The sequence below is a fragment of the Methanofollis tationis genome, assembly GCF_013377755.1.
Classification (GTDB): Archaea; Halobacteriota; Methanomicrobia; order Methanomicrobiales; family Methanofollaceae; genus Methanofollis; species Methanofollis tationis.
Map to the genome: position 1 here is coordinate 659,685 of NZ_JABXWR010000001.1, position 23,765 is coordinate 683,449.

Sequence of the window (23,765 nt, forward strand, 5' to 3'; positions counted from 1 at the left end):
AAGCGTCACGCCCTACTCGCATTTCATGATCTGCCTGACGTAATCGTCGACAGAATCGAGGAGGGCTTTTTTTGCTTTGTTTGCCCGGGTTTTCTCCCCAGAATAGATGTCGTGGGCGAGATACCTGAGAAGGTCCAGGTAGTATGCACTTGAGGGATATTTTCGTTTCATGTCCTCAAGCCTCGCGAACGATTCGCTTTCGAGCCCTGAGAAGAGGGAGAACGAGAGATCAAGGAGACCGAGAACATAGGGCGGCATCCCGTTCTCCGCCGCCTGCTTTCTGAAGGTGTGATAGCCGGATTTTGTCACCGTTCTAAAGGAGAGGAGCATCCCATAGTAGAACGGTTCGACGCTCTGGGGGTACTGCTGGATCATCAGTTTCACAACCCCGGCCGCGTCGGTTCCGTTCCCTTCCTCAAGGGCGAAAAGAAACGCCTCCCTGAGAAAGACCATCTCATTGTAGAAGCGGTTCTGGGCCACGTCCAGGATCTGCCGTCTCATCTCGCGATTTTTGTCGGCCTTCGCCTTCATCAACCCGATGCGTATGAATGCAGGCTGGCTTGGAAACCACTCGATGGCGCACGAGATCATCAGCCAGAATGTCCGGTCCAGCCAGGGTTCTGCCTTGAAGGGGAGGTTCTGCGCAACGCCGGCGTGGATGCGGGCGAGTTCGATCATCTGCTCTCGCGCCCGCAGCTCCATATCGCTTGGCGCCTTCATGTCCCTGAACTTTGCAACCTCATTGAGCGAGAGGGCATAATAGCAATAGGCAAGACCTGTATGGAGCAGGATATCCTCAGAGCGATATTTTTTCAGATAGGGGATCGCATGGACGAAGTCGCCCGACTTCATCATTTTCAGCCCCACGCTGATCTCAAGGCCCCTCTGCGGATTCTTCCCTTTTTTCAGTCGCAACGCGCTCTCGATTACTTTTTCCGTGTATCCTGACTCTCTGGTTCTCGTCGCGGCGTCGAGGAGTTTGAAGGTGATGGCGTCGATAAAGGCATCATAGGACTCCACATCGAGATCAGGAAACGAAGAATCGAGCGCCGAGATGACATGGCCGTAAAAAACAGGTAATTTATCCTCTATTTTGGAGATATTGCTCTCGATGTACCCGGAGAAATCCAGCCTCATTTGATCGAGCTTCTCGTACTGGATCGCATCGGTCAGCATCTCGCCGCGCATTATATCAAGATCGTGATGCGGATGCTATTTTAATAATGCGTTTTCTCTCTGATCTCCAGGTTCTCTCTCAGATCTACGCCTTTTTCACGACCACGCCGGGATAGGAGTCCAGATACTCGTCTCTGGTTTCAAGGTCGACCCTGAACGCCGCGTAACTGCTCTGAATGACCAGGTAAAATTCTTTTCCCGAGATTTCCTGATTTTTAATGACCTTTCCCGGCCCTTTCAGTTCGGCACCGTCAATGATGATGCCGGTCTCTTTTTCGATGAGCATCATTTTGAATCGTGCATTCTCGGGCTGCTCCCCCTTGCTGACGCTACAGTTGAGCCTCCAGACCGGATAGGAGACCGAGAAGGGATCGGTCACACCGCCGTATGATCCTTCAAGATAGGCAAAAGAGGTAATGTTCGCTCCTCTCCACGGCGGATCCGACATCCCGAATGTGGTGAGGTTGTCCGGGATGATATAGGTCTGATATTTTATGACCGGCTGGTGTGCATATTCGATCCTGACGGGTACGAACGTTTTGATCGGTGCCGGCGCTGCAGGGGTGGTCACGGGCAGCGTCGTCATCGGCGTCGGCGCTGTCTCGCCCGCGGCGGCGTCGGGAGCGGCCCATGGCGGATGCACGATGCAGACCATGATCACGACGATCCCGATCGCCGCCGCAAAGCTCAGGATATCGCCTGAGTTCATGATCACTCTATGGCGATGTTGATAGATATACTCTCAGTTATTGTCCTGTTCTGAAAGATTTATCACGCCCTTTTCCGGGTGTCGTTCTGTCAAAATCTTATTCTCTCGACCTCCGGAGGGGGGGCCGCCTGTCCGGAATGGTGCCACCGCACTCTGAAATGTCATATTGGGGCTAATATGCTGCATATTCTTGCCATAATATCATTTATCCTGAAAAGATTAGTATTTAAATTTTGAATATATGAAAATCTATTTATTAAATGATGTAACTTTAATGAATATGGATCTCCCCGAATTCAGGACCTGGGTATTTTTCTACCTGATCTCATCAGTCGCTCTTCTCTGGGCAGCATTTCTCTCTGCACAGGGTTTGATGCTCTGGGTGAGTGTTCTTCTGGTCCTTCTGGTGATCGGGACGAACTGCGTCTGTGTTCTTGCAGAGATCCATAAATATGCCAAAAAAAGGGAGATCATGAAGCGCCTTTCAGAGATCGAACCTCCGGCATCCGCGATCGGTCAGAAGTGACGCCGGGCATGCAAACGCCCGGAGCGCGGTTTTACTCATCATTTTTCAGGGGAAAAATATGGCCCTTCCTCCTTTTATGTGGGTTGGCCCCCTCCTGATCCCCTCCCTGCGGTCAGTCCCCGTCATGCTATGTTCAGGTTCTCTCCACATCCGGGTGTACCGGTCCACCGCCTTCCCCACGCAGCCCGCCGGGGGTTTCACCCCATTGGAGCGGATTGGCCCGGGAAGGCACCCACGCGATCCCGAAGTGAGTGGTCCTTCTCTCTCCCTATCGCAGGTCCGCGGGGCAGCTGGCCCCCCGGCATCGGCACGCCGATCAACCCGTCGACATGTTCGTCCTGAGATACTCCCCGCCTCTAAAATCTCGGTCTTTCGTGTATGATTCCCCGGGTCGCCTGAGGGGAGTCAGATGAAGGTGTCGTGGCTACCCACACAAAGGAGCGAAGAGCCGAAACTCCTGAAACATTCCCTTTAAATTCGCAGCTTCGCGTGAGACTCTCCTGGAAAATCACGCAAAGCCGCGAAGAAAAAGAAGCCCTGATCCGATTCCTATACCTTCGCAGCCTACCCGGTGAGACCATCCCCTTCATCCCGATCCGCCGAGCGGAGATCAGACGACGTTGTCAAGAGACACCCGCACAGAAGAGCGAAGAGCCAAAAATAGTTTGTGCGAGGTGCGCCGGCACCGGGATTATTGCGCCGGGCTTTTCCCGTAGATCTTCTGCATCGAATCTACCGGGGTGAACAGCCCCTCGCTCTCCCGCAGGAGGTACTCCGTCTTCCCCATCACATAATAGCCCCCCTGCGAAAGAGCCTGATAAAACAGAGTTGCAAGATCTTTCTTCTGTTTTTCATTGAAATATATGGTCACGTTCCGACACGAGACCAGATCCAGAAAACGCGCTGCAGGAACGCCCGACATCAGGTCATGGTGGGAAAAGCGGACGATCTCCTTCAGGGTCGGCTTCACCTCGTACTTCCCGTCCTCCCTGAGCGTAAAGTACCTGCGGATCTGCTGCTCGGTGAGATTTTTAAGGGCTTTTATATCGTAGACCCCCTCCCGTGCCCTGTCCAGGACGACCCTGTCGATATCGGTGGCATAGATCGTGGCGTCGACAGGGTTCATGCGCATATATTCCCTGACCAGGATCGCATAGGAATAGGCCTCCTCGCCGGTGGCGCACCCTGCACACCAGATCCGTATCTTCTTCCTCGTCCCCAGAACGTCCGGGAGGACCTTCTGGCCGACGGCCCTGAAGACGTCGGGGTCCCGGAAAAACTCCGTCACGTTGATCGTGAGTGCGTTTTTGAGGCTCTCTTTCTCCCCATTATCCAGAATGAGGAAGCGGTGGTAGTCCTCAAACGTCTCCTTGCCCGAGATACGCATGCGGGAGAGGACGCGGCGCTTGATGTAGTCCTCCTTATACTGGGACGTCCTGATCCCGACAACCCGTTCGATCGTCCTGTTCAACGAGGTGAAATCGTCCATATCAGTTTAGTTTAAACATGTCCATCTTGCGCTTCAGATCGGCGGAAAGGCTGGCGAGTTCGTGTGCGGCACTCCCGACCTCCTGCGTCGAGGCGCTGACCTCCTCGGCGAGGGCGGCCATGTCTTCGACCCGCGCAAGGTTCTCCTTCGTCCTGGAGGCTGCCTGTTCCATCATATCCATCACATTATTGGTCGCATGTGCCTGGTCCTCGGTGGCCCGCGTGATCTCGGTGATCGCGTTTGCGGCGTCGTTGATATCGGCGCTGATCTTGGTCAGGGCATTGATCGCCTGTTTGACGCTGTCGATCCCCTCCCGGATCTCCTTGTGGGAGGAACGCATCGAATCGGCGGTCTTCTCGCTCTCTTTCTGGATCGCCGCGATCAGTTCTTCGATATGCTGGCTTGCCTTCCGTGAATCTCCTGCAAGGTTCCTGATCTCGCCGGCGACGACGGCGAAGCCCCGCCCGTGTTCGCCCGCACGCGCCGCCTCGATGGCCGCATTCAGGGCGAGCAGATTGGTCTGGTTCGAGATCTCGTTGATGAGTTTGACGATCTTGGTGATCTCGTGCATCTGGGCGTTCAGGTGCACAATATCCGCCACCGTCTGCTCTGAGATGGTGCCGACCGACTCCATCTTATTATAGGCAACCTTCCCGATCTCAGCACCTGCAGCACCCTCCTGCGATGAATTGACCGCTTTCTTCATCACTTCCTGTGTCGTGCTGGCGATCTCCTCGATCGACGCCGAAAGGTCGGAGATCCCTCGTGTCACCGATTCGATGTTGCTGAGAAGGTTGCGGGTCGCCTCGGAGGACTGCTGGGTTGCAAGAGCGACCTGCTCTGTTGCCTTTCCGATATCGGCGGCTCCTCTGCTGGTCTCCCGCGCATTTTTCTCGACGATTGAGGCCACGCTGTTTACCTCCTCGATCGTCTCCTTAAACCTCTGGATAGAACTGTTATAGTCCCTCTTCACCGTTGCAAGCAGGTCGTCTTTTCCGATCCTGGCCTCCTGCGAAAGATCGCCCTGCGCCACAATCTCCATCACGGCTCCCAGTTCGGCGGCGTTTTCTTCGAGTTTTTTCCCTCTCGCCTCAACTTCCGCCAGGATACGCTTGATCTCGTCCTCCTTTTCCCGCCTCTTTGTGATATCGTTATAGACGACAAGGAGGCTCTCCAGATTTCCGTCTTCGGAGATGAACGGGATGCCGTACTGTTCGAGGATATGGATCCCCGAAGGGAGCTCGACGGTCACCTCTCCGTAGCAGCGTTTTTTCAGCTGGACCGCCTGTTTGAGCCCCTCACCTTTCTGCTCGACGATCGTGAAGGAGCGTGCGTTCATGCCCACCAGGCGTTCGAGCCTGATCCCTGACATCGAGGTATAGGCCTCGTTTGCAGAGGTGACCGTGAAAGAGGGATCGAGAAGGAGGATGGGCATCGGGTTCTGTTCCACGATGACCTGGGAGCGGCGCTGGAGCTGCTGGACTGTGTCCATCTCCTCTTTGAGTTCCTCCTCCTTCTTCCGCTCCTCGGTGATGTCGTTATAGACGACAAGGAGGCTCTCCAGGTTTCCGTCTTCGGAGACGAAGGGGATGCCGTACTGCTCGAGGATGTGGACCCCTGACGGGAGATCGACGGTCACCTCGCCATAGCAGCGCTTCTTGAGCTGGACCGCCTGCTTGAGCCCCTCACCCCGCTGTTCGAGGATCCTGAAGGACCGAGCGCTCATGCCCTTCAGACGTTCGAGGGCGATCCCCGACATCGTGGCATAGGCCTCGTTTGAAGAGGTGATGGTGAAATCGGCGTCGAGGAGGAGGATGGGCATCGGGTTCTGGTCCACGATGGTCTGGGAGCGGCTCTGCAGTTCGCCGATCCTGGCCTGTTCCTCTTTTAACTCCTGCTCTTTTTCCCGCACCTCGGTGATGTCGTTGAAGACGAACAGTGCCCGGGTGACTTCCCCGGTCTCGTCAGGCATCGGAATGCCGTACTGCTCGAGGATCTTCTTCGCATTGCCGACGACGATCTGGAGCACGCTCCGGGTTTTTCTGCCTTTTGAGAATAAAACCTCTGTTTTGTCCCCTGAGAGCAGTTTGATCTCTGCCTTTCTCCCGGTCCCGGCGAGGAGGCGTTCACGGGAGTCTCCGATCAGGTCGCAATACGCCTGGTTGAGATCGAGGGTGTTCAGGTCGCTGTCCACCATCACCATCGCCATCGGGTTCTCGGCAAAGACGATCTGCTGCCCGGCCTGCGCTGCCCGGTGTTCGTGGATCGCCCTCGCGGCACGGTTGACCGCTTCGGCCAGGTCCCTGAGGCCGGCCGGATAGATCTCGGGATCGATCCCGGCCGGACTGCCGCCTGCAATGGCGTCCTGCAAAACTGCCGCAATTTCTGCGATCTCCAACTCTCTTCCCGGCACCTCTGCAGCCTTCTCAAAACCATTCCCGTTCAGTGCCGCAGGGGCGGCGAACAATGCCTTTCTGCCCAGTTTCTCTGTCATCATCATCCCCTCATTTCTTCCAGTGCCCGACGGTCGATGCAATCTTCCTGTAGGCCTGACCGGCCGGACAGTCGGGTGCATAATGAGATATCGGGAGACCCTTGCGCTGTGCTGCCGGAACCTCTGCAGAGAAGGGCACTGTTTCAACCATCATAAATGACGCCGAGAGGCGCTCATCGATCGCCTCCGGCTCTATCCTCTTTTCCCGCTGAGATAGGAGCCCGAGAATTGCGTCGATAAGCCCCGCTCTCTGCCCCTGCACAGGGCTTTCCTGGCTCATGATTGCAATCTCTGCCCTGACATCCCCGCCGACGTTCTCGCGGATGTCCTGGAAGATGGCGTTCATCGTCTCGATCCCTTCGAGGGCGAAGATGCCCTGGTCAAGGTTTACTATCGTGTGATCCGCCGCCACGAGACCGTTGATCACAAACTGACCCATGCTCGGGGGAGTATCTATCAGGACCACATCATACTCAGGAGAGATTTCATCGAGCGCATCTCTCAGAACAGTTGCCCGGCCTTCAGACTGGTAGAGATAGGGTTCGGCACCGACAAGGTCCAGGGTGGAGGGCACAAGGTCGATCCCGGATGCCGTCCTGACGACCAGATCCCTGATGGATACTTCTGGAAACCCTTCGAACCTGCTCATAAAGAGGTCATAGATGCTGGTCTCCAGGCCGGTCGGGCTGACGCCAAGACCCGAGGTTGCATTTGCCTGGGGATCGCAGTCCACGACCAGGACGCGTTCTCCGGACTTTTGAAGATAGCCTGCAATATTAAGACAGGACGATGTCTTTCCTGTTCCCCCCTTGTGATGGGCAAATGCAATACGCGTTATGGTCTCACCCTGATATGTGAATTTTACATGAAAGATTATAAAGATTTATATTTTTGTTGTTTCCAGAATATCTTTATTTTATTATTGTGGCTGCATATTAATTGTTCTACAGATATTGCCGGGTGATACTTCTCACTTGAAGATTTCAGTTGGTCTACGCCGTCCTGAATACGGTCACGCGGCCTGCCTGATCGAGGGTGAAGGTCTTCGCTTCACCATCTCTTCGGCAGAAGGCAATGAGATCGAGCATGTGCCTGAGCCCCTCTGCCGCCCTATCGTTCTGGAGCAGGTCGAAGGAGGGTTCGAGGAGGGGGCGGGGGAGAAATACGATGCACTTTGCACGGGCCCGCGTCACCGAGACATTGAGGCGGTTCCTGCTGTAGATGAACGCCGCCTCCCGCAACGCCGTCTCATGATCGCTCACGCCGTAGGAGACGATCACCGCCTCGCACTGCTGCCCCTGCATCTTCTCGACCGTCTCCACGAAGGGGTCGGCCTCCCAGGCCCGTCGCCCTGCCAGTTCGTCTCTGATCGCCCTGATCTGGGCGTGGTGGGGGCTGACGATGAAGAGCCCCCGCCGCCAGAACGCCTCGTCGCCGGCCCGGCCCCCCGGGTAGGGGCCGTCTCCACCGGGTTCGAGCATCCGCTCGCGCAGGGCCGATGCGACCCCTGCGACAAGGGCCGCCTCGGCGCTGTTTTTCACGCTCGCCCTCACCTCTTCGAGCACCACCACGGTGAGGGGATGGTCCGGGTCGAGCACCGCCTCGATGAACGGGTCAGGGGAGGGCTGTGGGGCGAGCCTGATACGCTGCTCGGCCACCGAAGGGTTCGCCGGCCGGTAGCCCGGGCCGTACAGCGTTTCGGCCGAGAAAGCTGAGAGTGTGGCGTTCATCCGCCAGTTCTCCAGGAGCTGGCAGGTGTAGGGCGCCGGCCCCAGGTCGCGTCTTCGCAGCCACCCGAAGACCGAGTCTAAGACGTCGTCAGCACCTTCGGCGCCCTCACCCGCGCCCTCCCCCCATATGGGCGGGAGCTGGAGGTCGTCCCCGGCGAAGACGAGTTTCCCGCCGGGCTTCAGGAGGGGCAGGAGAAGGGCGAGTTCCCCGAAGGTGACCTGCGAGGCCTCGTCGAGGACGAGGACGTCGAAGGAGGGGAGGTATGTCCGGTGTTTATGGAATGCCTTCGCCGTCCCGCCCAGGACGAAGCGGTCGGGGAGGCGGGTCGCCGCCGTCAGGACGTCGCGGGAGAGCACGTGCAGGTTCCGCCCTCTCGGCGTCGTCGTCCGGTCCAGTTTGCCGACGGTGAGGCGGAGGGCCATCGAGAACCCGGCGGCGTCCTGGAGTTCGAAGAGGAGGTTCTCGATCGCCGCATGGGTGAGAGCGCTGACGGCGATCCTGACCGGCCCGTCGGCCGACGAGACCAGCCCGAGCATCGCATGGGCGAGGAAGTGGGTCTTGCCCGTTCCCGGCGGACCCCATACGAGGGTCAACCTGTTCGCCAGGATGTGGCGGTACGCCTCCTGCTGGCTCGGGGTGAACCCTGCATGAGCCTCGCCGTCCGGCACCGCCGCCGCCCCCTGCCCGGCGAAGCCCTGCGGCTCCCTCATCAGGGCCAGGAGGTCGCCGTCTGGCCGCCGGTCCCATTCGAGGACCTGCTCGACGATCGTCGCCGTCGTGAAATCGATGGCCCGCGGGAAGAGAAAGGCCTGATCCCCGGGCGAGAAGGCGTCCTGGTCGCCGGTCGCGCGCGTGGCGAGACGGAGGCGGGTGACCTTTCCGCGGGACTCCGTGGTTCCGGCGATCCCGGCAAACCTGATCTCCCCGCCCGGCGGTGCGGTCTTCGAAGCGTAGAGCCCGTCGTCGAAGGCCTGCGCCGCGGCGACCCCCTCAGGGGTGTCAGGGACGAGAAGGAAGTTTAACAGGCCGTTTGGCTGGCCGAGCGCTGCGGGATCGGTGCGGGAGAGGACGTTCCACTCGTCCCCGCCCAGGCACCTGATGCAGATCCTGCCGCCGATATCCTCGGCCTCCTTTGCCGGGAGGCACCTGAGGCGTTGCGCCTCTGCCGCCGCCGCGGCCGCCGACCGCCGCAGGGCGGCGATGAGGGCTGCATACTCCGGGTGCTCGATCGCTTCAGGCGAGGTGAGGCGGAAGCGGTCAGGCCAGCGCCGCGGGGTCATCCTCTCGCGCAGAGCGGTGAGGAGGTCGCTGCCCATGCGCAGGCGCCTCTGGATCTCGTCCTGGACCCACTGCACCGCATTGGCATGGCCGCTGTACCAGGCGCGGTAGACGGCGTCGGCCTTCATCCCGTTGCCCAGGGCGGGCCAGAAGAGATCAGAAGGGGGGTGGCCTGGCCCTTTGAGGGCAGCGAGGGCGTCGGGCATCCTGCAGAATATCGGGTCGGGGAAGGCGGCATACTCGTGTGCGGTCTCAGAGAGGACGACGACCGGGACCTTCGTCCGCCCCCCTTCCCTGCCCTCGCCGGTATAGTGCCTGAGCAGCGCCGCCGCCTCCCCGCTCCCCCCGGCGCACTCCTCCAGGATCTCGAGGAAGAGGCGGTGCTCCCGCCGGTCGGCGACATAGGTCTGGAGCGACCGCTGTTCGGCAAACGCCTTCCCTTCGTTATAGGCAGAGAGGACGGCGAGTTCGTCGTAGAGCGCCTGCACGAACCCTCCGGTGACCGCCCCGCACTCCTCCTCCCCGGCGGCGACGCCGATCCACTCCCTGGACGGAGCGTCGTAGACGTCCTTTCCCTTGAATCGCCTGAACCCGGCGGCGCAGACCCTGCCCCCGACCGGTTCGCGCTGGAGGGTGATCATCACCCCGACCGACTCGTTGACCGGGAGCGAGGGCGAGGCGCCGTCGAGCGGCACGACCTTCCCCTCGCGGACGGCGCGGACCTGTCTGCGGAGGACCTCGCCCTTCCCCCTCAGGGACCCGCACGTCTCCAGGGCCTCGTCGGCGCCCGGCGAGGAGAGAAAGCGGTCGAGGTCCTGGAGGGTGTCCACGCCCGCACCCTCCCGGAGGAACTGCCTCCCTCCCGCGGTGAGGCCCGGGATGAGGGAGACCGACCCGGTCTCTTCGGCCTCTCTCCTGCAGGATAGATAAAACGGGCACTGTTCGCATTTCGGCTGGAGATGCCAGGGCAGCGACGCCGGGGGCGCCGCCATGATCGCCCCGAGGTCGTCGGCGAGAAAGTGTTCGAGCACCTGCAGGTCGGTGCCGATCTTGAGGATCTCGGGGGTGTCGGCGTCCTGGAGCCAGATCCCGGCAGAATTCCGGTCTGCAACGGCCGGGATCCCTTCGTCGGCGATGGTGGCGTCCAGGATCAGGGCGTAGAGCCCCACCTGGATCCGGTGGGACGTTTTTAAACTGTCGGTCGCCTTCAGGTCGATGACCCTGAGGAGGCGCTCCTCCCTGTCAGGGAGGCACCAGATCAGGTCGGGCCGGCACTCGTGGAAAGAGCAGACCTCAGGGTCCAGGCCGTAGCGCCGGTAAAACGACGGCGGGACGATCAGGGTGACCTGGTACGCCCCCGATCCCGCCTCCATCGACGAGAGCACTCCAAGGCTCTCCTCCGCGGAGAAACGCCGGTCGTGATAGGCACCGACGCCCGGCGCCATATGGACGAGGCCCGGTATCTTTCTCCCGACCACCTCGTCCTCCCATGCAAGCCCCTTTGCGGTGAGGAGTTCTGAGACCTGCGTGTGCTCCTCGACGGCGTCCGGGATGCCGAGCGCCCGCCGGTCCGCCACGGGGACCGCCGAATACCGGAGAAAACGCTGGCATTCATGATGGAAGAATCGGGCGATGAGGGAGGGGCTCAGGTTGTGCCGGGGCATGCGCGCTATTGATCTTCGGTCTGGATCCTAAAATAAGTGGGTGGACGGGGGGCCCCTCAGGCCGGTCCGGCGTGCTCTTCCAGGAACCGGGTCACAACCCACTCGTTCCTCACCTCGGGGTGGAAGAGCACCCCGTAGACCGGCCTGGATACGTGGCGGATCGCCTGCACGCCCCCTTCCGAGACGGCGAGGACCTCAAAACACGCCGGCGGGGCGACGGCGAAGGCGTGGAGTTCATACGCCTGGAACAGTTCCTTCCCCGCGAAGATCCCGTCCGGCCTGAGGACGCTGACGTCTGTCATCCCGATCCTGAGGTCGGGCTCGATCCGCCCGCCGAAGACGGCGGCGACCGCCTGCATCCCGGCGCAGATCCCGAGCACCGGGACCGGGCAGGTGCGGAGCCACGCAAACCGCTCGACCTCTCCGGCGAAGCGGTTGTCCTGCAGGGCGGTCCCGCAGAGGATGACGGCCGAGACGCCGTCGAGATCGCCCTCCTCGATCCCGGCAAAGTGCCGCGTGACCGAGGGGAATCCCGCCCCCCTGACAATCCCCTCGATCGGCGAGACAAACTCGTACCGGCTCAGGGACTCCTCTTTCCAGCAGAGGTCGACGATCAGGATCATTTCGGCACCAGCACGGCTTTTTCTATTCTATAGGTGCCGTTATAGTTCCGGTATTCGCTCGACGCCTCCCTGACCTCGATCAGCCGTTTGAAAAACGGTGCGTCGGTGACGAAGGTCTCGATCTCCCCGCCCTCCCCGGTGAGGGTGATCCGGTACTTCGCCGCCATCGCCTTCAACTCCGCGACGGCGGCGGCGTCGATCCGGCGCCCGAGCCATCGCTCGTCGAAGGGCGCCGAGTACACCCCGGCGACGATCACCGCAAAGCCCTCTTCTATCAGGCTCTGCATGTACGCCTCCTGATCGGCGTGCCAGAGCGGGTTGAAGCACCAGAGCCCGAGGTCATGGCAGATCCGCTGCACCCGCGTCGCCTGGTACACCGAGAGGATCGCCCCGGTGACGATCCCCTCGATCCCGTGGCGCTCTCTGGCAATCTCGATCGCCCGCCTGAGGTCGTCGAGTTCCTTCTCCTCCACGCCGCCGCTCTCCACCTCGACGAGGGGGAGTGCTGCCGCTTCGGCCTGCAGGGCGGCGAGGCGGACATTTGGCGTGTGGAACATGTAACTCTCCGGGTTCGCCGGGACGACCGTGATCAGGCAGACGACCTCCTCCTTCTGCATCGCCCGCCAGCACGCAAAGAGCGAGTCCTTCCCGCCTGAACAGAGTACGCCGAGTTTCATTGAATCCTTCTGGTTTTTGTGGGCGGTGGGAGAAATACGTTCTCCTGGATCAGGGTATGTGATATGCACCAGAGCGACTGCTGTGACAATCACACGAACAAAAGTGAGAGGGAACAGAATTGTTCCCTTTTGATACGCCCCGGCCGGGATTCGAACCCGGGTCGAAAGCTCCGGAGGCTTTCAGGATATCCACTACCCTACCGGGACCTGCCTATACCCATTAACCTGAGAGGTTAAAAAGGATTGTGCCTCTCAGGGGCGGCGGAGGTGATAGAGGCTCCAGATCTTGCATGCGCCCTCGTGGCCGACCATGCATGGCCCGACCGGCGTCCTGGGCGTGCAGACTTTCCCATAAAGGCGGCAATCGGTCGGCTGCGCGATCCCCCGCAGCACCCGGTCGCAGATGCACCCGGTCGTCTTCTCGACGTGTTTGATCTCGATCCCGAACTTCTCCTTCGCGTCATAGCGCGCGAACTCCTGCTTCAGCCGCAGCCCCGACGCCGGGATCACCGGAAAGCCGCGCCACTCGACGTCGGCCGGTTCGAAGACCTCGTACATCAGTTTCTTCGCCTTCTGGTTTCCCGTGCGGTTCACGGCGCGCGGATAGGCGTTCTCGACCTCGTGGCGCCCCTCGTTCACCTGCCGCACCAGCATCAGCAGGCCGAGCAGGATATCCTCGGCTTCAAATCCGGCGACCACTTGCGGGACCGGGAACTGCTCGTAGTCCTCATAGCCGGCGACCACGCAGACGTGCCCCGGCAGCATGAAGCCGTCGAGCGAGGCCTCTCCCTGCTCGAGGAGCCATTTCATCGCCGGCGGGACCAGGCGGTGGCAGGAGAGGATGGAAAAGTTCTCAGGTGGTTCGGTCAGCAGGGTGGCGGCTACCGTCGGCACCGTCGTCTCGAAACCGACCGAGATAAAGACCACCTCTTTATCGGTCTTCTCCGCGATCTCCACCGCCTTGTGGACCCCCTGCACCACGCGCACATCGCCGCCGCTCGACTCGAGCGAGCCCCTCGTGCCAGGCACCCTGAGCAGGTCGCCGTAGGTGGCGACGATGCAGCCCTTATCCACGAACTCGATCGCCGCGTCGATCTCGCCCTGCGGGGTGATGCAGACCGGACACCCCGGCCCCATCACGATCTTCAGCCCTTCAGGCAGCACGCTCCTCAGGCCGGTCCGCGCAATCGCCGCTTCGTGCGTCCCGCAGATATGCATGAAAGTGTAATCGCGGTCCACAGAGTCGCGGAGCGCCTCCTTCAGTTCGTCTCCTGTCGCCATGCAATCCTTATAGTTAATATAAGTTCCATGGCATAAGTATACCCCATGGGAAACATCCCCTACTCCCTTCTCCTCCTGTTTGCCGGAGTTTTTGGATCGGTCGCTCTCTACTGGCTCTATCACTGGCTGCTGAAGCGGGCGGCATCCACCGAATCGAAGATCGACGACATCCTCATTGCGGCGACCGGAAAGCCCCTCATCATCGCCGTCCTCGTCGTAACGGTCTATTTCTCCATCGTCTATTCCGGACTCATCCCTGACCGTTATGCATACGTCCTCGATTCAAAATACCTCACGGCGTTCTATATCCTCCTCGGCACATGGATCGTATCGAGTTTCACGTACAATTTCATCCATCTCTATGGCCGCTGGATGGCGGTGCGGACCGAGAGCGAGGTGGACGACCGGATCATCGACGTGCTCGAGATTGCCGTGAAATACGTCGTCTGGTTCATCGCTTTCCTCCTCATCCTCAGCACCCTTGAGATCGATATCACGCCGCTCCTTGCCGGCGCCGGCATCGCAGGCGTCGCCGTCGCCCTCGCCGCCCAGGACCTCCTCTCCAATTTCTTCGGCGGGGCGCTCATCGTGATGGACAAACCCTTCAAGGTGAACGACCGGATCAAGATCGACGACTATCTCGGCGACGTCGTCAGCGTGGGGCCGCGGTCCACCCGGCTCCAGACCCTCGACTACCAGCTCGTGACCATCCCGAACTCCAAGATCGCAAGCTCGGTGATCATCAACTACGCCCTCCCTGAGGTGCGCCTGAAGATCAAGATCCCGGTCTCGGTCGCCTATGGCTCAGACGTGAAACGGGTCAAGGAGATCCTCCTCGAAATTGCCCGTGAGGCGGTGGACAGTTCGATCTATGTGCTCAACGACCCGGCCCCGAGTGTCTACTTCCTCGAATTTGCCGATTCGAGCCTTAACTTCACCCTCGTGGTCTGGGCCAGGGCATTCAATATGGCCTGGGACGTGCAGGACTTCATCAATACCCGGATCGACGAGCGTTTCAAGGAAGAGGGGATCGAGATCCCGTTCAACCAGATGGACATCCACATCAGAAAAGATTAGTCATGTTTCGGGAGGAAAAATACCCCCCGTTCCCCGGTTTTTCTGGTGATCTCTCCCGACTCCAGCAGAAACTGGATGTACTTGTTCACCTCGTTTTTGTGCAGTCCGGTAGCGCGGGCGATATCGTCTGCCGTGGCCGGACGGCGCCTGACCATCGCCATGATAAAGTCGGCGACCTCCTCGTGGAAGCTCGCCACCGTGTCGCGCGACGGGAGCGCCGCCACAATCTCCACCGGGGCGCCGGTGATAAGGGCGGCGATCCGTTTCAGGGTGGCCTCGTCGGCCGGTTCCACCCACGCCACCGCACCCGGGCGGTCGAGGGTGTTCAACTGGACCTTGTCCGGCCCGATGGCCGTGATCGCCGCATTGATCAACCCTATCTCCTCGTCGCTGTCATTGATGCCGGGCACGATGAAGACCTCCAGCCAGATGGCGCCCTGAAACTCTCTGGCAAATGCTGTGATCCCTTCGATGACTGCCTTCTGGGTGATATCCCGGTGCGGCCGGTTGATCTTCCTGAACGCAGGTTCTGAAACGGCGTTCATGGTCGGGATCACGAGGTCCGCCTCCATCAGGTCGGCCCTGACCCCTGGATCGGAGAGGAGGCTCCCGTTGGTGAGGACGGCGACGCGGTACGCCGGGAACTCGGCCTTGAGGAACCCGATGATCTCCCCGATCCCGGAGTGGAGCGTCGGCTCCCCCGAACCGGCCAGGGTGATATAGTCGAGTTCGGGCGAGGCGCCGAGGTACTCCCGCAACTCTTCGATGACCTCAACTGTATTCACGTATTCCCGCCGGTCGGTGGTGAGGTCCGTCGTCTTCCCGCACTCGCAGTAGATGCAGTTGTACGAGCAGGTCTTGTGGGGCACCAGGTCGATGCCGAGGGAGATGCCAAGCCGGCGCGAGGGCACCGGGCCGAAGAGATGATGGTATGCCATAGATTCCAGTCCTGCAAATTTTTTTTATCTCCGGTGATCTGCCGCGGCGAACCGGAAGCCGTGATCGATCTGATCTGTCACTGCCAAAAGAATAATCTGCGCATATGAGTAATAACCCTGTAGATATCATGAAAATCTGTGTAACTGCAAAAGAAAGCGGCATCGATGCCCAGGTTGAAGAGCGGTTCGGTCGTGCACCCTATTTCGTCTTCATCGACGAAGAGACCGGGGACGCCGCGACAGTCCTGAACACCGGCGCCGGTGGCGCGGGCGGTGTCGGGATCAAGTCTGCCCAGATAATGGTCGACAACGGGGCAAAGGTCGTGATCACCGGGCAGGTCGGCGGGAACGCGAACAGCGCCCTCTCAGCCGCCGGTATCGCGGTCTACACGTACCGCGCCGGCGGGTCGGTGAAGGACGCCGTTGCGGCATACCAGGCCGGAACACTCCAGCGAATCCTCTAAAGGGACGCATCCCATGCAGATCGTGATTGCAAGCGGCAAAGGCGGGACCGGGAAGAGCACGGTTGCGGCCAATCTTGCCTGGAGCCGCGCTCAGGAGGCGCCGGTCACGCTGGTGGACTGCGACGTGGAAGAGCCCAACCTCCACCTCTTCTTCCCGGGCGGCCACACCGACACCCCGGTGACCAGGCTGGTGCCGGCGTTCGACAGCGAACGCTGCACCCGGTGCGGCGACTGCGGGCGGTTCTGCCGGTTTGGCGCCATCGCCGTCCTCAAAGACCGCGTGCTCTTCTTCCCTGAGATCTGCCATTCGTGCGGCGGCTGTGCGCTCGTCTGCCCGAATGCGGCGATCACCGAGCGGCCGATCTCTCTCGGGCGGATCGAGGAGCGCCACCCCCTGCCCGAACTCAGGCTGATCTCGGGCGTGATGAACGAGGGGGAGGCGGTCGGTATCCCGGTGATCCAGGCCGCAAAAGAGGCGGCCGCCGGCGATGCCGCGATCATCCTGGACTCCTCGCCCGGCACGGCCTGTCCGGTGATCGAGACGGTGAAGGGATCCGACGTATGCGTCCTGGTCACCGAGGCGACCCCCTTCGGGCTGCACGACCTGAAGCTGGCGGCCGAGGTCGTCTCCTCTCTCGGGGTGCCGGCCTGCGTCGTCATCAACCGGAGCTGCGGGGACGAGGATGAGACCGAGGCCTTCTGCAGGGAGCAGGGGCTCCCGGTCTTTCTGCGCATCCCGTTTTCGAGGGAGATTGCCGCCGTCCAGAACAGGGGCGGGCTGATCAGCCGGGACCTCCCGGACTGGCAGGCGGCCTTTGCCGGGCTGTACGAACAGGTGATCGCGCTCGCGGAGGTGCAGCGATGAAGCGGCTTGCGGTGGTGAGCGGAAAGGGCGGCACCGGAAAGACGACGGTGACGGCGGCGATCGCCGACCTCGCCCACCGGGACCTTGACCTGGTCATGGCCGACTGCGACGTGGACGCCGCCAACTTAGAACTCCTCTTCAGCCCGAATGTGCAGGAGACCATCCCGTACTACGGGATGAAGTGCGCACAGATCGATCCCGACATCTGCATCTCGTGCGGCGCCTGTGCCGAGCACTGCCGGTTCGGTGCGATCCGGGAAGAAAAAGCGATCTATCGCGTTGAACAGGCCGACTGCGAGGGCTGCGGTGTCTGCGAGCATGTCTGTCCGGCCGGGGCGGTGACGTTTGTCGAACGGAAAAACGGCGAGATATATTGTTCTACGACCGAACTCGGCCCCCTCTTCCACGCCCGCCTGATCCCGGGCTCAGGCACGAGCGGCCTCCTGGTCACCGAGGTGAAGGAGCGTGCGCTGGAGGCGGCGGCCGACCGCGACCTCCTCCTCATCGACGGCCCGCCCGGCATCGGCTGCCCGCTCATCGCCACGGTGACCGGGTGCGACGCCGTCCTGATCGTCACCGAACCGAGCATGTCAGGTCGGTCTGATCTCGAACGGCTGGTCAGGGTCTGCGAGGGGTTCCGCGTCCGCATGTTCCTTGCGGTGAACCGTTCAGACCTCGAAGAGGGGATCACTGCCGATATCCTGGCCTTCTGCGCCGAGAAGGGGATCACCGTCGCCGGGCTCATACCCTTCGACGATGCGGTCCAGCGTGCGGTCTGCTCGCATCAGCCGCTCACCCGGACGCCCTCTCCGGCGTCTGATGCGGTCGCCGCGATCTGGGCCGTGATCAGAGACGGGATGGGCCTGCCATGACCGGGGACGGGGTCTGCCGGCGGGGGCGGAGACGGGCCGAGCGGATCATCCGCGGCCCGCCGGGGTGCTCCTGCTTTTTCCCCCAGTGCGCCCCTGATGCTGCAGAGCAGGTGATCCTGAGGCCCGAGGAGATCGAGGTGCTCAGGCTCGTCGACCTGCTCGGCATGCAGCAGGAGGCGGCGGCGGAGGCGATGGGGGTCTCAAGGAAAACCCTCTGGCGTGACCTCCACGAAGCACGCCAGAAGGTGGCCGGGGCGATTGTCCACGGCAGGGCCATCATCATCGAGGGATGCGGCAGGAGGGGCGGCGGAGGGTGCCGTTTCGGGGCAGGCGGCCCGCCCGACCGGGGTGCCGGACCGGAGTGAGCAGGGCCACACCTTTTTTTGATCTCCTGCACTATCCCTCTCCCATGTACGGCATCTCCACCTATGCGCTCCAGACCCGCCCTCTCACCGAGGCCCTCGAGATGATCTCCGGGCTGACCGGATATGCGGAGGTCATGGACGAAGGCTGCCATTTTCTCGAGAGTTCCGAACCCCTCCAGTCATACAGCCTGCGCTATTCCATCCACGCCCCTTCGCGCAGCGTCAATATCGCAAGCACGCTCGAACCGATCAGGAAGGCGAGCGTTGAGGTGATCGACGACTGTTTTGCCATCGCCGCAGAGGTCGGCGCTGATGTGGTCATCCACCCGGGGTATTTTGCATGGGAGGCCGACATAGAGCGGGCGCGGCGCCAGTTTCACCGCTCCATCGAGGAGCTCTCCGGGATGGCGCAGGAGCGCTCGATCCGGTACTATGTCGAGAATATGGCCTGGGAATACTTCCTGCTCAGGACGCCCGACGAACTCCCCCTGCCCGAGGGCCCGGGGTTTGCTCTCGATGTCGGCCATGCGCATATCATGGGCTGCCTCCCCCTATTCCTGAAGGAGCGGATCGATCATTTCCACCTCCATGACAACGACGGCCGGTCTGATACCCATCAGGCAGTGGGGGCGGGCACGATCGATTTCGCCGCGGTGATGGAGGCGGTCGGCATGAGCGGCATCGACCCGGTGATCGAGGTGGGGAGCATCGAAGGGGCGATTGAGAGCCTTATCGTCCTTGGCCAGATCTGCTGAGAGATATTTGACAAATATACTTTTGAGATTATTTCTGGCCGTTCCGGCACGAACAACATCTTTTTTATAGAGGATTCACTCACTATTGTAATGCATCTGTGGTTCCGTCGGCAGAACCCGGCCTTGAAATGGGCAGGGAGTTTTCCGGACGCAGCCCGGTGTGTATGAACGCCTCGGTGGCATAGCGGTATCGCGCTTCCTTGGTAAGGAAGAGGTCGCGGGTTCGATTCCCGCCCGAGGCTTAATCTCACCTTTATTTGAGTCCTCATGCCCTTAGTGCTTTTATTCGACCGCGAAAATGATTAACATTTCGGTCTATCATCGCCACAATTTACCGCCGCAGGGTCAGGCGTTGCGCCCCCGGGGAAAAGAAGCGATTTCTAAGCGATATAGACGGCCCACAATGCGACCATAGCGGCGGCCTGTAGATTCGGTCAGGCGGCGGAAAAAAAGAGCGTTAAAGGTTGCTGACAATCCACCCACGTGGCTCAGGGGCGCCCTTCGCGAATTTGATAGCGTTCAGACAGATCACCCGATCTCCGGGCACCGGGCGGCCCGCTTTCCTGAGAACCGCCGCGGCCCTCGCCTCCGCGGGCGTGCTGAAGATCGTTTCGGTGGGCGGCACGGCGGAATCGGGATACACGGCGCTGATCGCCACGCACACAACCCCGGTACCGTTGCGCCCTTCTTCAACCGCCGCAATGCGTCGCTTTATGGCTTCACTGACGGCCATGTTTCGCCTCCGCTTCAAGTGCTTCGAGACGTTCGAGGATCTCCGCAAGGTCGGCATCCCTGAGGATCGCGTTTGACGCGGTCGCAAGGTGCGTGAATGCGCGACAATACGAGAGAAATTCTGAATCGACCATCGAAGGCTGGAATCTCTCAGCGCTCAAACGAAGCCCCATTTTTCTGAGAATCTCGCCCACCGCGGCGAGTAGTTCGCCCCGGGTTAATAAATCTGGTTTCGTCATGATTTAAGCCCCCTGCATTTTCGATTGGTATTTTCGCCGCATTAGGTTTTTCAACATCCGCTCTTTCTTCGCTAAGCGGCAAAACGCATCAAAGCGATCACACATCAGGGTATATCGCATCTGTACCCATTCGGCGCATACGTCCGCTTCGGGTCGGTAAATGACCGTTGCGCCTGGTATGGGCGGGGCGTCGTCCCGCAATTGGCTTATCACCAAAAACGACCACACGCCGGTATCTTTGCTCTTGAACGCCGCCATTGTGTGTGGTTCTACTCCGGGCGGTCGGGCAAGCGTAAACGCAAATTTACGCGTATGTCGCCGCGCGGCATCGAAGGTTTTGTATGACATCCGTCCCGCCACAATCTGGAATCGGTCGGTCGGTTCCGGCGCAAGATAGTAATCATGCACCATAGTCGAACACCACATATCATCTATCGCTTCGCCGCCATCGAGCGGGTTGTATCCCGGGATAATTTCAATCCGTTTCATTTTCTTACCTCATCTCTGTGTTCTCCCGGCCACCCTTCGCGAATCAGACGGTCCATGAACGCATCCGCGCCCCGGGCAACCGCCGCAAATTCATCAGCAGTCACCGGGACCGCCCCGGGAAGAAGATCCTCTCGCCGCGGCTTTCGCACGATAATATCAAACGTCCATTCCTCGGCGTTTTTCTTCCGATACATGCGAACGCATCCGGCGACGCCGTACCAGGTCCAGAACGCACGCTTAACCGCCGCAAGTGCCTTCTGGTAATCTGTGTGTGTCGTCGTTCCTGCAAGGCGCTGATAGTCGTAATACGGCTTAACGTCGCTTATTTCGCTCCAGATGGACGAGCATCCGAACGCTTCAATTTTCCCGTTGCCGGACGGATCGAAGTTCAGGACAATGGTAATACCAGAGTCCATTTTATCAGTTTTTTTCAGTTTAGACATTTATTTTCTCCTTTATTTAGATTCTGAGAATTCTCAGAGGATATAGAGGATTTAGCCCATATCAAAATGGGCTCCTGTGGTACACATAGTATCAAAATTTTTTGAAATGGTATTCAAGAGAGAAGTAACGGAGGGGAGCCCATTTCCATGTGGCAAATATCCTCTGTATCCTCTGGTTTCTTCCATTTTCAAAAAATATTTGATTTTTTGATGCATTTTCCTATTTCCTACCTTAAACGGAGTCCGTGATACACCATGCACCCATCGGCGCCCATTTCCTTGATGTATCCTGCGGCGGCTAAATCACGGCCGAATTTCTGAATTGTGACCGGGTGAAGCCCCCTGAAACGACTCCACAGCGTGTATGCCTCGTAGAGCACCGATGCCCCCGCGGAAGATTGCCGCGACTCGATGCAACATTCGTCGATGAAATCCCGCATCTGGTCCATCGATCGCCGGTATGTTTCGGCGGCGACCTGCACGCACGGCGGATCTTGAAGCCCCCCGCGCTGATATTCAAGGCAACCCGCGACAAGCCAGGCAAGGATGCCCTCGGCTTCTGCGAGAAGCGCGTCAGACAGCCCTTTCTCCTCTTTGCGTTCATTGTCGAACGTCGGTTCTGGGACAAAGGATAGAGGAAATTCGATGCACCTGACGCGATACCAAAACGCCTTATCCGCCGCATCCGCGACCGGCGGTGTGTTCGTTTCGAGAACAATCATATGTGAAGCCGCAAATTGCACCTCGAAGCGGCCATACGGCGCACGCCCCGTCAGATCGGCCCCGCCGGAAAGATCCTTGATGCGTGCAACGTCAAACGCGTGTCCGTCGCCGTTTTCCGCCGCATAGACAAGCCGTTTTCCTCGAAGGCCCATGATTTCGGGACTTGGCGCGCCGGCGGACCGCATGAATCCACAATCAAGTAAAAGCCCAGCCCCCACCTTGCCGCACAAATCGCCGCCTAAAACCCGGTTAAGGACTTTCAAGAGCGTATCTTTGCCATTGCGCCCTTTACCTACAAGCAAAACGAGATATTGCTTGTGTGCGGCGTCTCCTATGAGCGTCATACCGAATAGGCGCTTCAGGTATGCGACCTTCTCGGCGTCACCGTCGAAGATTTCGAGTAAGAACCGTTCCCACCGCGGCGCTTTTGCTTCAGGGTTGAACGGGACCGGGCAGACGGCCTGTAAGTAGTCAGTCGGCGCCCCGGGCCGAAGCGTGCCGGTCCGAAGATCGAGAACGCCATTGGCGCATCCAAGAACCCACGGATCGCGATCCCATTCGTTTCCGGTGATCGCGAGCCACTCGCCACTTGTAGCGGCGAATTCAACACAGGACTTACGAAAGCCGAGGTTCGATAGATTTCTATCCATTGCATACAACGCCTTAGAATCAGCATTGAGGCGTTTTTTGCGCTCTTTGAACGCTTCTATTTCCTTCTCGCTCTGTCCAGTCGGATCCCATGCCTCGGTGATCTCTGCAATCTCCCTATCAACGGCGATAGCGGCGTTTTTGATCTCTTTCTGGATCGGGTCAAGCGCCTTGATCTGCTCGGCGATCGTCTGTTTGACCCACCCGACACCACCGAAGCGATACCATTGCTGTTCCGAGGCGTCGAATATATAAGTCCCGCGATACAACCCTGTATAGAGTTCGGCAATCCCGCGCTGACCTCCATATGCCGCCTTCGTGAGCCTTTTGAGAACCCGGCGGGCCTGTGCGACGTTGTCGGGTTCTTCGTCCGTTTCGCCGGGCTCCTCTTCCCCGGCCAGAAGCACTGAAGCGATTTCTTCACCATAGATGCGCCTGCGCCCCTCCTTTTCGAGTTGGGTTAATATTTCGCTCATTATCCGGTCGTTATTTAACACGCCGGGCCGCCCCTCCTCACATCGAACAATTCCCCGGGTCACGGCGAAGGCGAGAAGTGCATCCCCGCCGCTATTACACCGGAAACAATGCCATGTCCCGGCGGATGGGTTTATATAGAGGTTATGGCCGGTGCGGGAGCCGTGTATCGGATGAACGCCGAAGATTTCATTTCCTGACCGTTTCGGGTTCTCTGGCATCAGGAATTCTTCAACGGTAAGCCCGCATTCGTCAGAAAGCCGTTTCCCGGTCGCAATTGCTTTTTGAGTCCCGGCATCGTTGCGCGGCCGCTGGATTTCGGCTTCGCCCTCCTGTGCGGCGATCCACGCGTGAAGGTCGTCCCATGACACATCAACGATTTCGCCCGGGTCATTGAGAACCTCATAGCGGCGGTTCGTTGCTTCGTGGATCGAGCCCGGCCCCACGACGAAGAAGTGCGAATCCGGCCCGCGCATATCGCCCCGGCTCCCGAAAACGAATTTCGCGGCGGGCGCGTCAGGACACCGGACGTAAACATGGAACCCCCCGGGACCGTCGCGGCCGCTCTTGACGACAAGCGATCTTTTCCACGCTTCCGGGATTGCATCCCACAACTCTTCAGAGTCACAATCGATAACACAGACGCCGTTTTTCGCCATGACGCCGTAATTCCCGCCGTTCTCAATCCAATTCAAGAGTTTCGGGTCGTCGATAGCGTAATTCGCGACATCCGGCCAATCTTTTTCAATCGCCCGTTTGCTGGCCTTCCCGACAAGATTGAACCGACAACCGGCGAGCGTTTGCGGAATTACCGACATTTGGACCCCTGCGCTTCCGCGTCACCCTGAAGCGTCCAGCGGCCTTCAGCGATGAAGCACTGAGCGACGATCCTTTCAACCGGATCGAGCGCCGCAATCATTTCTGGTTTAACGATTCGCCGGTGCGCCATTCTCGAATCCCGTTTTAATGAGTTCTTCTACATACCGTGAGCGTGGGATAAGTCCGCGCTCGTTATCGATGCGCGCCACAAGTG

Annotated in this window: 22 protein-coding genes and 2 tRNA genes; 8 read left to right on the plus strand and 16 right to left on the minus strand. The window is 59.7% G+C overall.

The window, feature by feature from the left end:
* Positions 1 to 12: 12 nt before the first annotated feature.
* Positions 13 to 1,188: a hypothetical protein gene (locus HWN36_RS03425; protein ID WP_176788085.1), complete on the minus strand. Its 1,176-nt coding sequence runs from the start codon at positions 1,186 to 1,188 to the stop codon at positions 13 to 15.
* A gap of 73 nt (positions 1,189 to 1,261) precedes the next feature.
* Positions 1,262 to 1,885, minus strand: coding sequence for a hypothetical protein (locus HWN36_RS03430; RefSeq protein ID WP_176788086.1), 624 nt, complete (start codon positions 1,883 to 1,885; stop codon positions 1,262 to 1,264).
* A gap of 280 nt (positions 1,886 to 2,165) precedes the next feature.
* On the opposite strand from HWN36_RS03430, the gene HWN36_RS03435 reads away from it, so the two are divergent.
* Positions 2,166 to 2,411 carry a hypothetical protein gene (locus HWN36_RS03435; RefSeq protein WP_246269835.1) on the plus strand — a complete coding sequence of 82 codons (246 nt, stop codon included), beginning with the start codon at positions 2,166 to 2,168 and terminating at the stop codon, positions 2,409 to 2,411.
* 691 nt (positions 2,412 to 3,102) lie between these two features.
* Here HWN36_RS03435 and HWN36_RS03440 read toward each other — a convergent pair.
* The 8 genes from HWN36_RS03440 to hypD form a co-directional block, all read right to left on the minus strand.
* Positions 3,103 to 3,900, minus strand: coding sequence for a CheR family methyltransferase (locus tag HWN36_RS03440; RefSeq protein WP_176788087.1), 798 nt, complete (start codon positions 3,898 to 3,900; stop codon positions 3,103 to 3,105).
* Between the two features lies 1 nt (position 3,901).
* Positions 3,902 to 6,394 (minus strand): methyl-accepting chemotaxis protein, encoded by a 2,493-nt coding sequence (locus HWN36_RS03445; RefSeq protein WP_176788088.1) that lies wholly within the window; start codon positions 6,392 to 6,394, stop codon positions 3,902 to 3,904.
* 10 nt (positions 6,395 to 6,404) lie between these two features.
* Positions 6,405 to 7,277: a ParA family protein gene (locus tag HWN36_RS03450; RefSeq protein ID WP_343044987.1), complete on the minus strand. Its 873-nt coding sequence runs from the start codon at positions 7,275 to 7,277 to the stop codon at positions 6,405 to 6,407.
* Between the two features lie 109 nt (positions 7,278 to 7,386).
* The gene (locus HWN36_RS12235; RefSeq protein ID WP_176788089.1) at positions 7,387 to 10,980 is read right to left on the minus strand and encodes an AAA domain-containing protein; all 3,594 of its coding nucleotides are present in this window, start codon (positions 10,978 to 10,980) and stop codon (positions 7,387 to 7,389) included.
* Positions 10,981 to 11,123: 143 nt separating this feature from the next.
* Positions 11,124 to 11,690, minus strand: a complete 567-nt coding sequence (locus HWN36_RS03460; protein WP_176788090.1) for a type 1 glutamine amidotransferase — start codon at positions 11,688 to 11,690, stop codon at positions 11,124 to 11,126.
* Positions 11,687 to 12,367, minus strand: a complete 681-nt coding sequence (locus HWN36_RS03465; protein ID WP_176788091.1) for a diphthine--ammonia ligase — start codon at positions 12,365 to 12,367, stop codon at positions 11,687 to 11,689. Before HWN36_RS03465 ends, HWN36_RS03460 begins: the two co-directional genes overlap by 4 nt.
* 135 nt (positions 12,368 to 12,502) lie before the next feature.
* Positions 12,503 to 12,574 (minus strand) — tRNA-Arg (locus HWN36_RS03470).
* Between the two features lie 45 nt (positions 12,575 to 12,619).
* Positions 12,620 to 13,648 (minus strand): hydrogenase formation protein HypD, encoded by a 1,029-nt coding sequence (gene hypD / locus HWN36_RS03475; RefSeq protein WP_176788092.1) that lies wholly within the window; start codon positions 13,646 to 13,648, stop codon positions 12,620 to 12,622.
* Between the two features lie 45 nt (positions 13,649 to 13,693).
* On the opposite strand from hypD, the gene HWN36_RS03480 reads away from it, so the two are divergent.
* Positions 13,694 to 14,725, plus strand: coding sequence for a mechanosensitive ion channel family protein (locus tag HWN36_RS03480; RefSeq protein WP_176788093.1), 1,032 nt, complete (start codon positions 13,694 to 13,696; stop codon positions 14,723 to 14,725).
* Here HWN36_RS03480 and HWN36_RS03485 read toward each other — a convergent pair.
* Positions 14,722 to 15,663: a radical SAM protein gene (locus tag HWN36_RS03485; RefSeq protein WP_176788094.1), complete on the minus strand. Its 942-nt coding sequence runs from the start codon at positions 15,661 to 15,663 to the stop codon at positions 14,722 to 14,724. The genes HWN36_RS03480 and HWN36_RS03485 overlap by 4 nt on opposite strands.
* Before the next feature lie 128 nt (positions 15,664 to 15,791).
* Between HWN36_RS03485 and HWN36_RS03490 the strand changes: the two genes are divergently transcribed.
* The 6 genes from HWN36_RS03490 to HWN36_RS03515 all read left to right on the plus strand — a co-directional run bounded on the left by HWN36_RS03490 (position 15,792) and on the right by HWN36_RS03515 (position 19,226).
* Positions 15,792 to 16,127, plus strand: coding sequence for a NifB/NifX family molybdenum-iron cluster-binding protein (locus tag HWN36_RS03490; RefSeq protein ID WP_246269836.1), 336 nt, complete (start codon positions 15,792 to 15,794; stop codon positions 16,125 to 16,127).
* A gap of 13 nt (positions 16,128 to 16,140) precedes the next feature.
* On the plus strand, positions 16,141 to 16,992 hold the full coding sequence (locus HWN36_RS03495; protein WP_176788096.1) for a nucleotide-binding protein: 852 nt from the start codon (positions 16,141 to 16,143) through the stop codon (positions 16,990 to 16,992).
* Positions 16,989 to 17,864, plus strand: coding sequence for an ATP-binding protein (locus HWN36_RS03500; RefSeq protein WP_176788097.1), 876 nt, complete (start codon positions 16,989 to 16,991; stop codon positions 17,862 to 17,864). Before HWN36_RS03495 ends, HWN36_RS03500 begins: the two co-directional genes overlap by 4 nt.
* A complete protein-coding gene (locus HWN36_RS03505; RefSeq protein WP_176788098.1) occupies positions 17,861 to 18,229 on the plus strand; it encodes a DUF134 domain-containing protein in 369 nt (122 codons plus the stop codon). The genes HWN36_RS03500 and HWN36_RS03505 overlap by 4 nt, the downstream gene beginning before the upstream one ends.
* A 44-nt stretch (positions 18,230 to 18,273) precedes the next feature.
* A complete protein-coding gene (locus HWN36_RS03510; RefSeq protein ID WP_176788099.1) occupies positions 18,274 to 18,984 on the plus strand; it encodes a sugar phosphate isomerase/epimerase family protein in 711 nt (236 codons plus the stop codon).
* 170 nt (positions 18,985 to 19,154) lie between these two features.
* Positions 19,155 to 19,226: transfer RNA gene (locus HWN36_RS03515), tRNA-Thr, on the plus strand.
* A 215-nt stretch (positions 19,227 to 19,441) separates the two neighbouring features.
* On the opposite strand, the gene HWN36_RS03520 is transcribed toward HWN36_RS03515, so the two are convergent.
* From HWN36_RS03520 to HWN36_RS03540, 5 genes are all read right to left on the minus strand, one after another.
* Positions 19,442 to 19,717 (minus strand): hypothetical protein, encoded by a 276-nt coding sequence (locus tag HWN36_RS03520; RefSeq protein ID WP_176788100.1) that lies wholly within the window; start codon positions 19,715 to 19,717, stop codon positions 19,442 to 19,444.
* On the minus strand, positions 19,704 to 19,850 hold the full coding sequence (locus HWN36_RS03525) for a hypothetical protein (RefSeq protein WP_176788101.1): 147 nt from the start codon (positions 19,848 to 19,850) through the stop codon (positions 19,704 to 19,706). The genes HWN36_RS03520 and HWN36_RS03525 overlap by 14 nt, the downstream gene beginning before the upstream one ends.
* Positions 19,851 to 19,958: 108 nt before the next feature.
* The gene (locus tag HWN36_RS03530; protein ID WP_176788102.1) at positions 19,959 to 20,444 is read right to left on the minus strand and encodes a hypothetical protein; all 486 of its coding nucleotides are present in this window, start codon (positions 20,442 to 20,444) and stop codon (positions 19,959 to 19,961) included.
* On the minus strand, positions 20,441 to 20,887 hold the full coding sequence (locus tag HWN36_RS03535) for a hypothetical protein (protein WP_176788103.1): 447 nt from the start codon (positions 20,885 to 20,887) through the stop codon (positions 20,441 to 20,443). Before HWN36_RS03535 ends, HWN36_RS03530 begins: the two co-directional genes overlap by 4 nt.
* 227 nt (positions 20,888 to 21,114) lie before the next feature.
* Positions 21,115 to 23,550 (minus strand): phage/plasmid primase, P4 family, encoded by a 2,436-nt coding sequence (locus tag HWN36_RS03540; RefSeq protein ID WP_176788104.1) that lies wholly within the window; start codon positions 23,548 to 23,550, stop codon positions 21,115 to 21,117.
* Positions 23,551 to 23,765 lie beyond the last annotated feature (215 nt).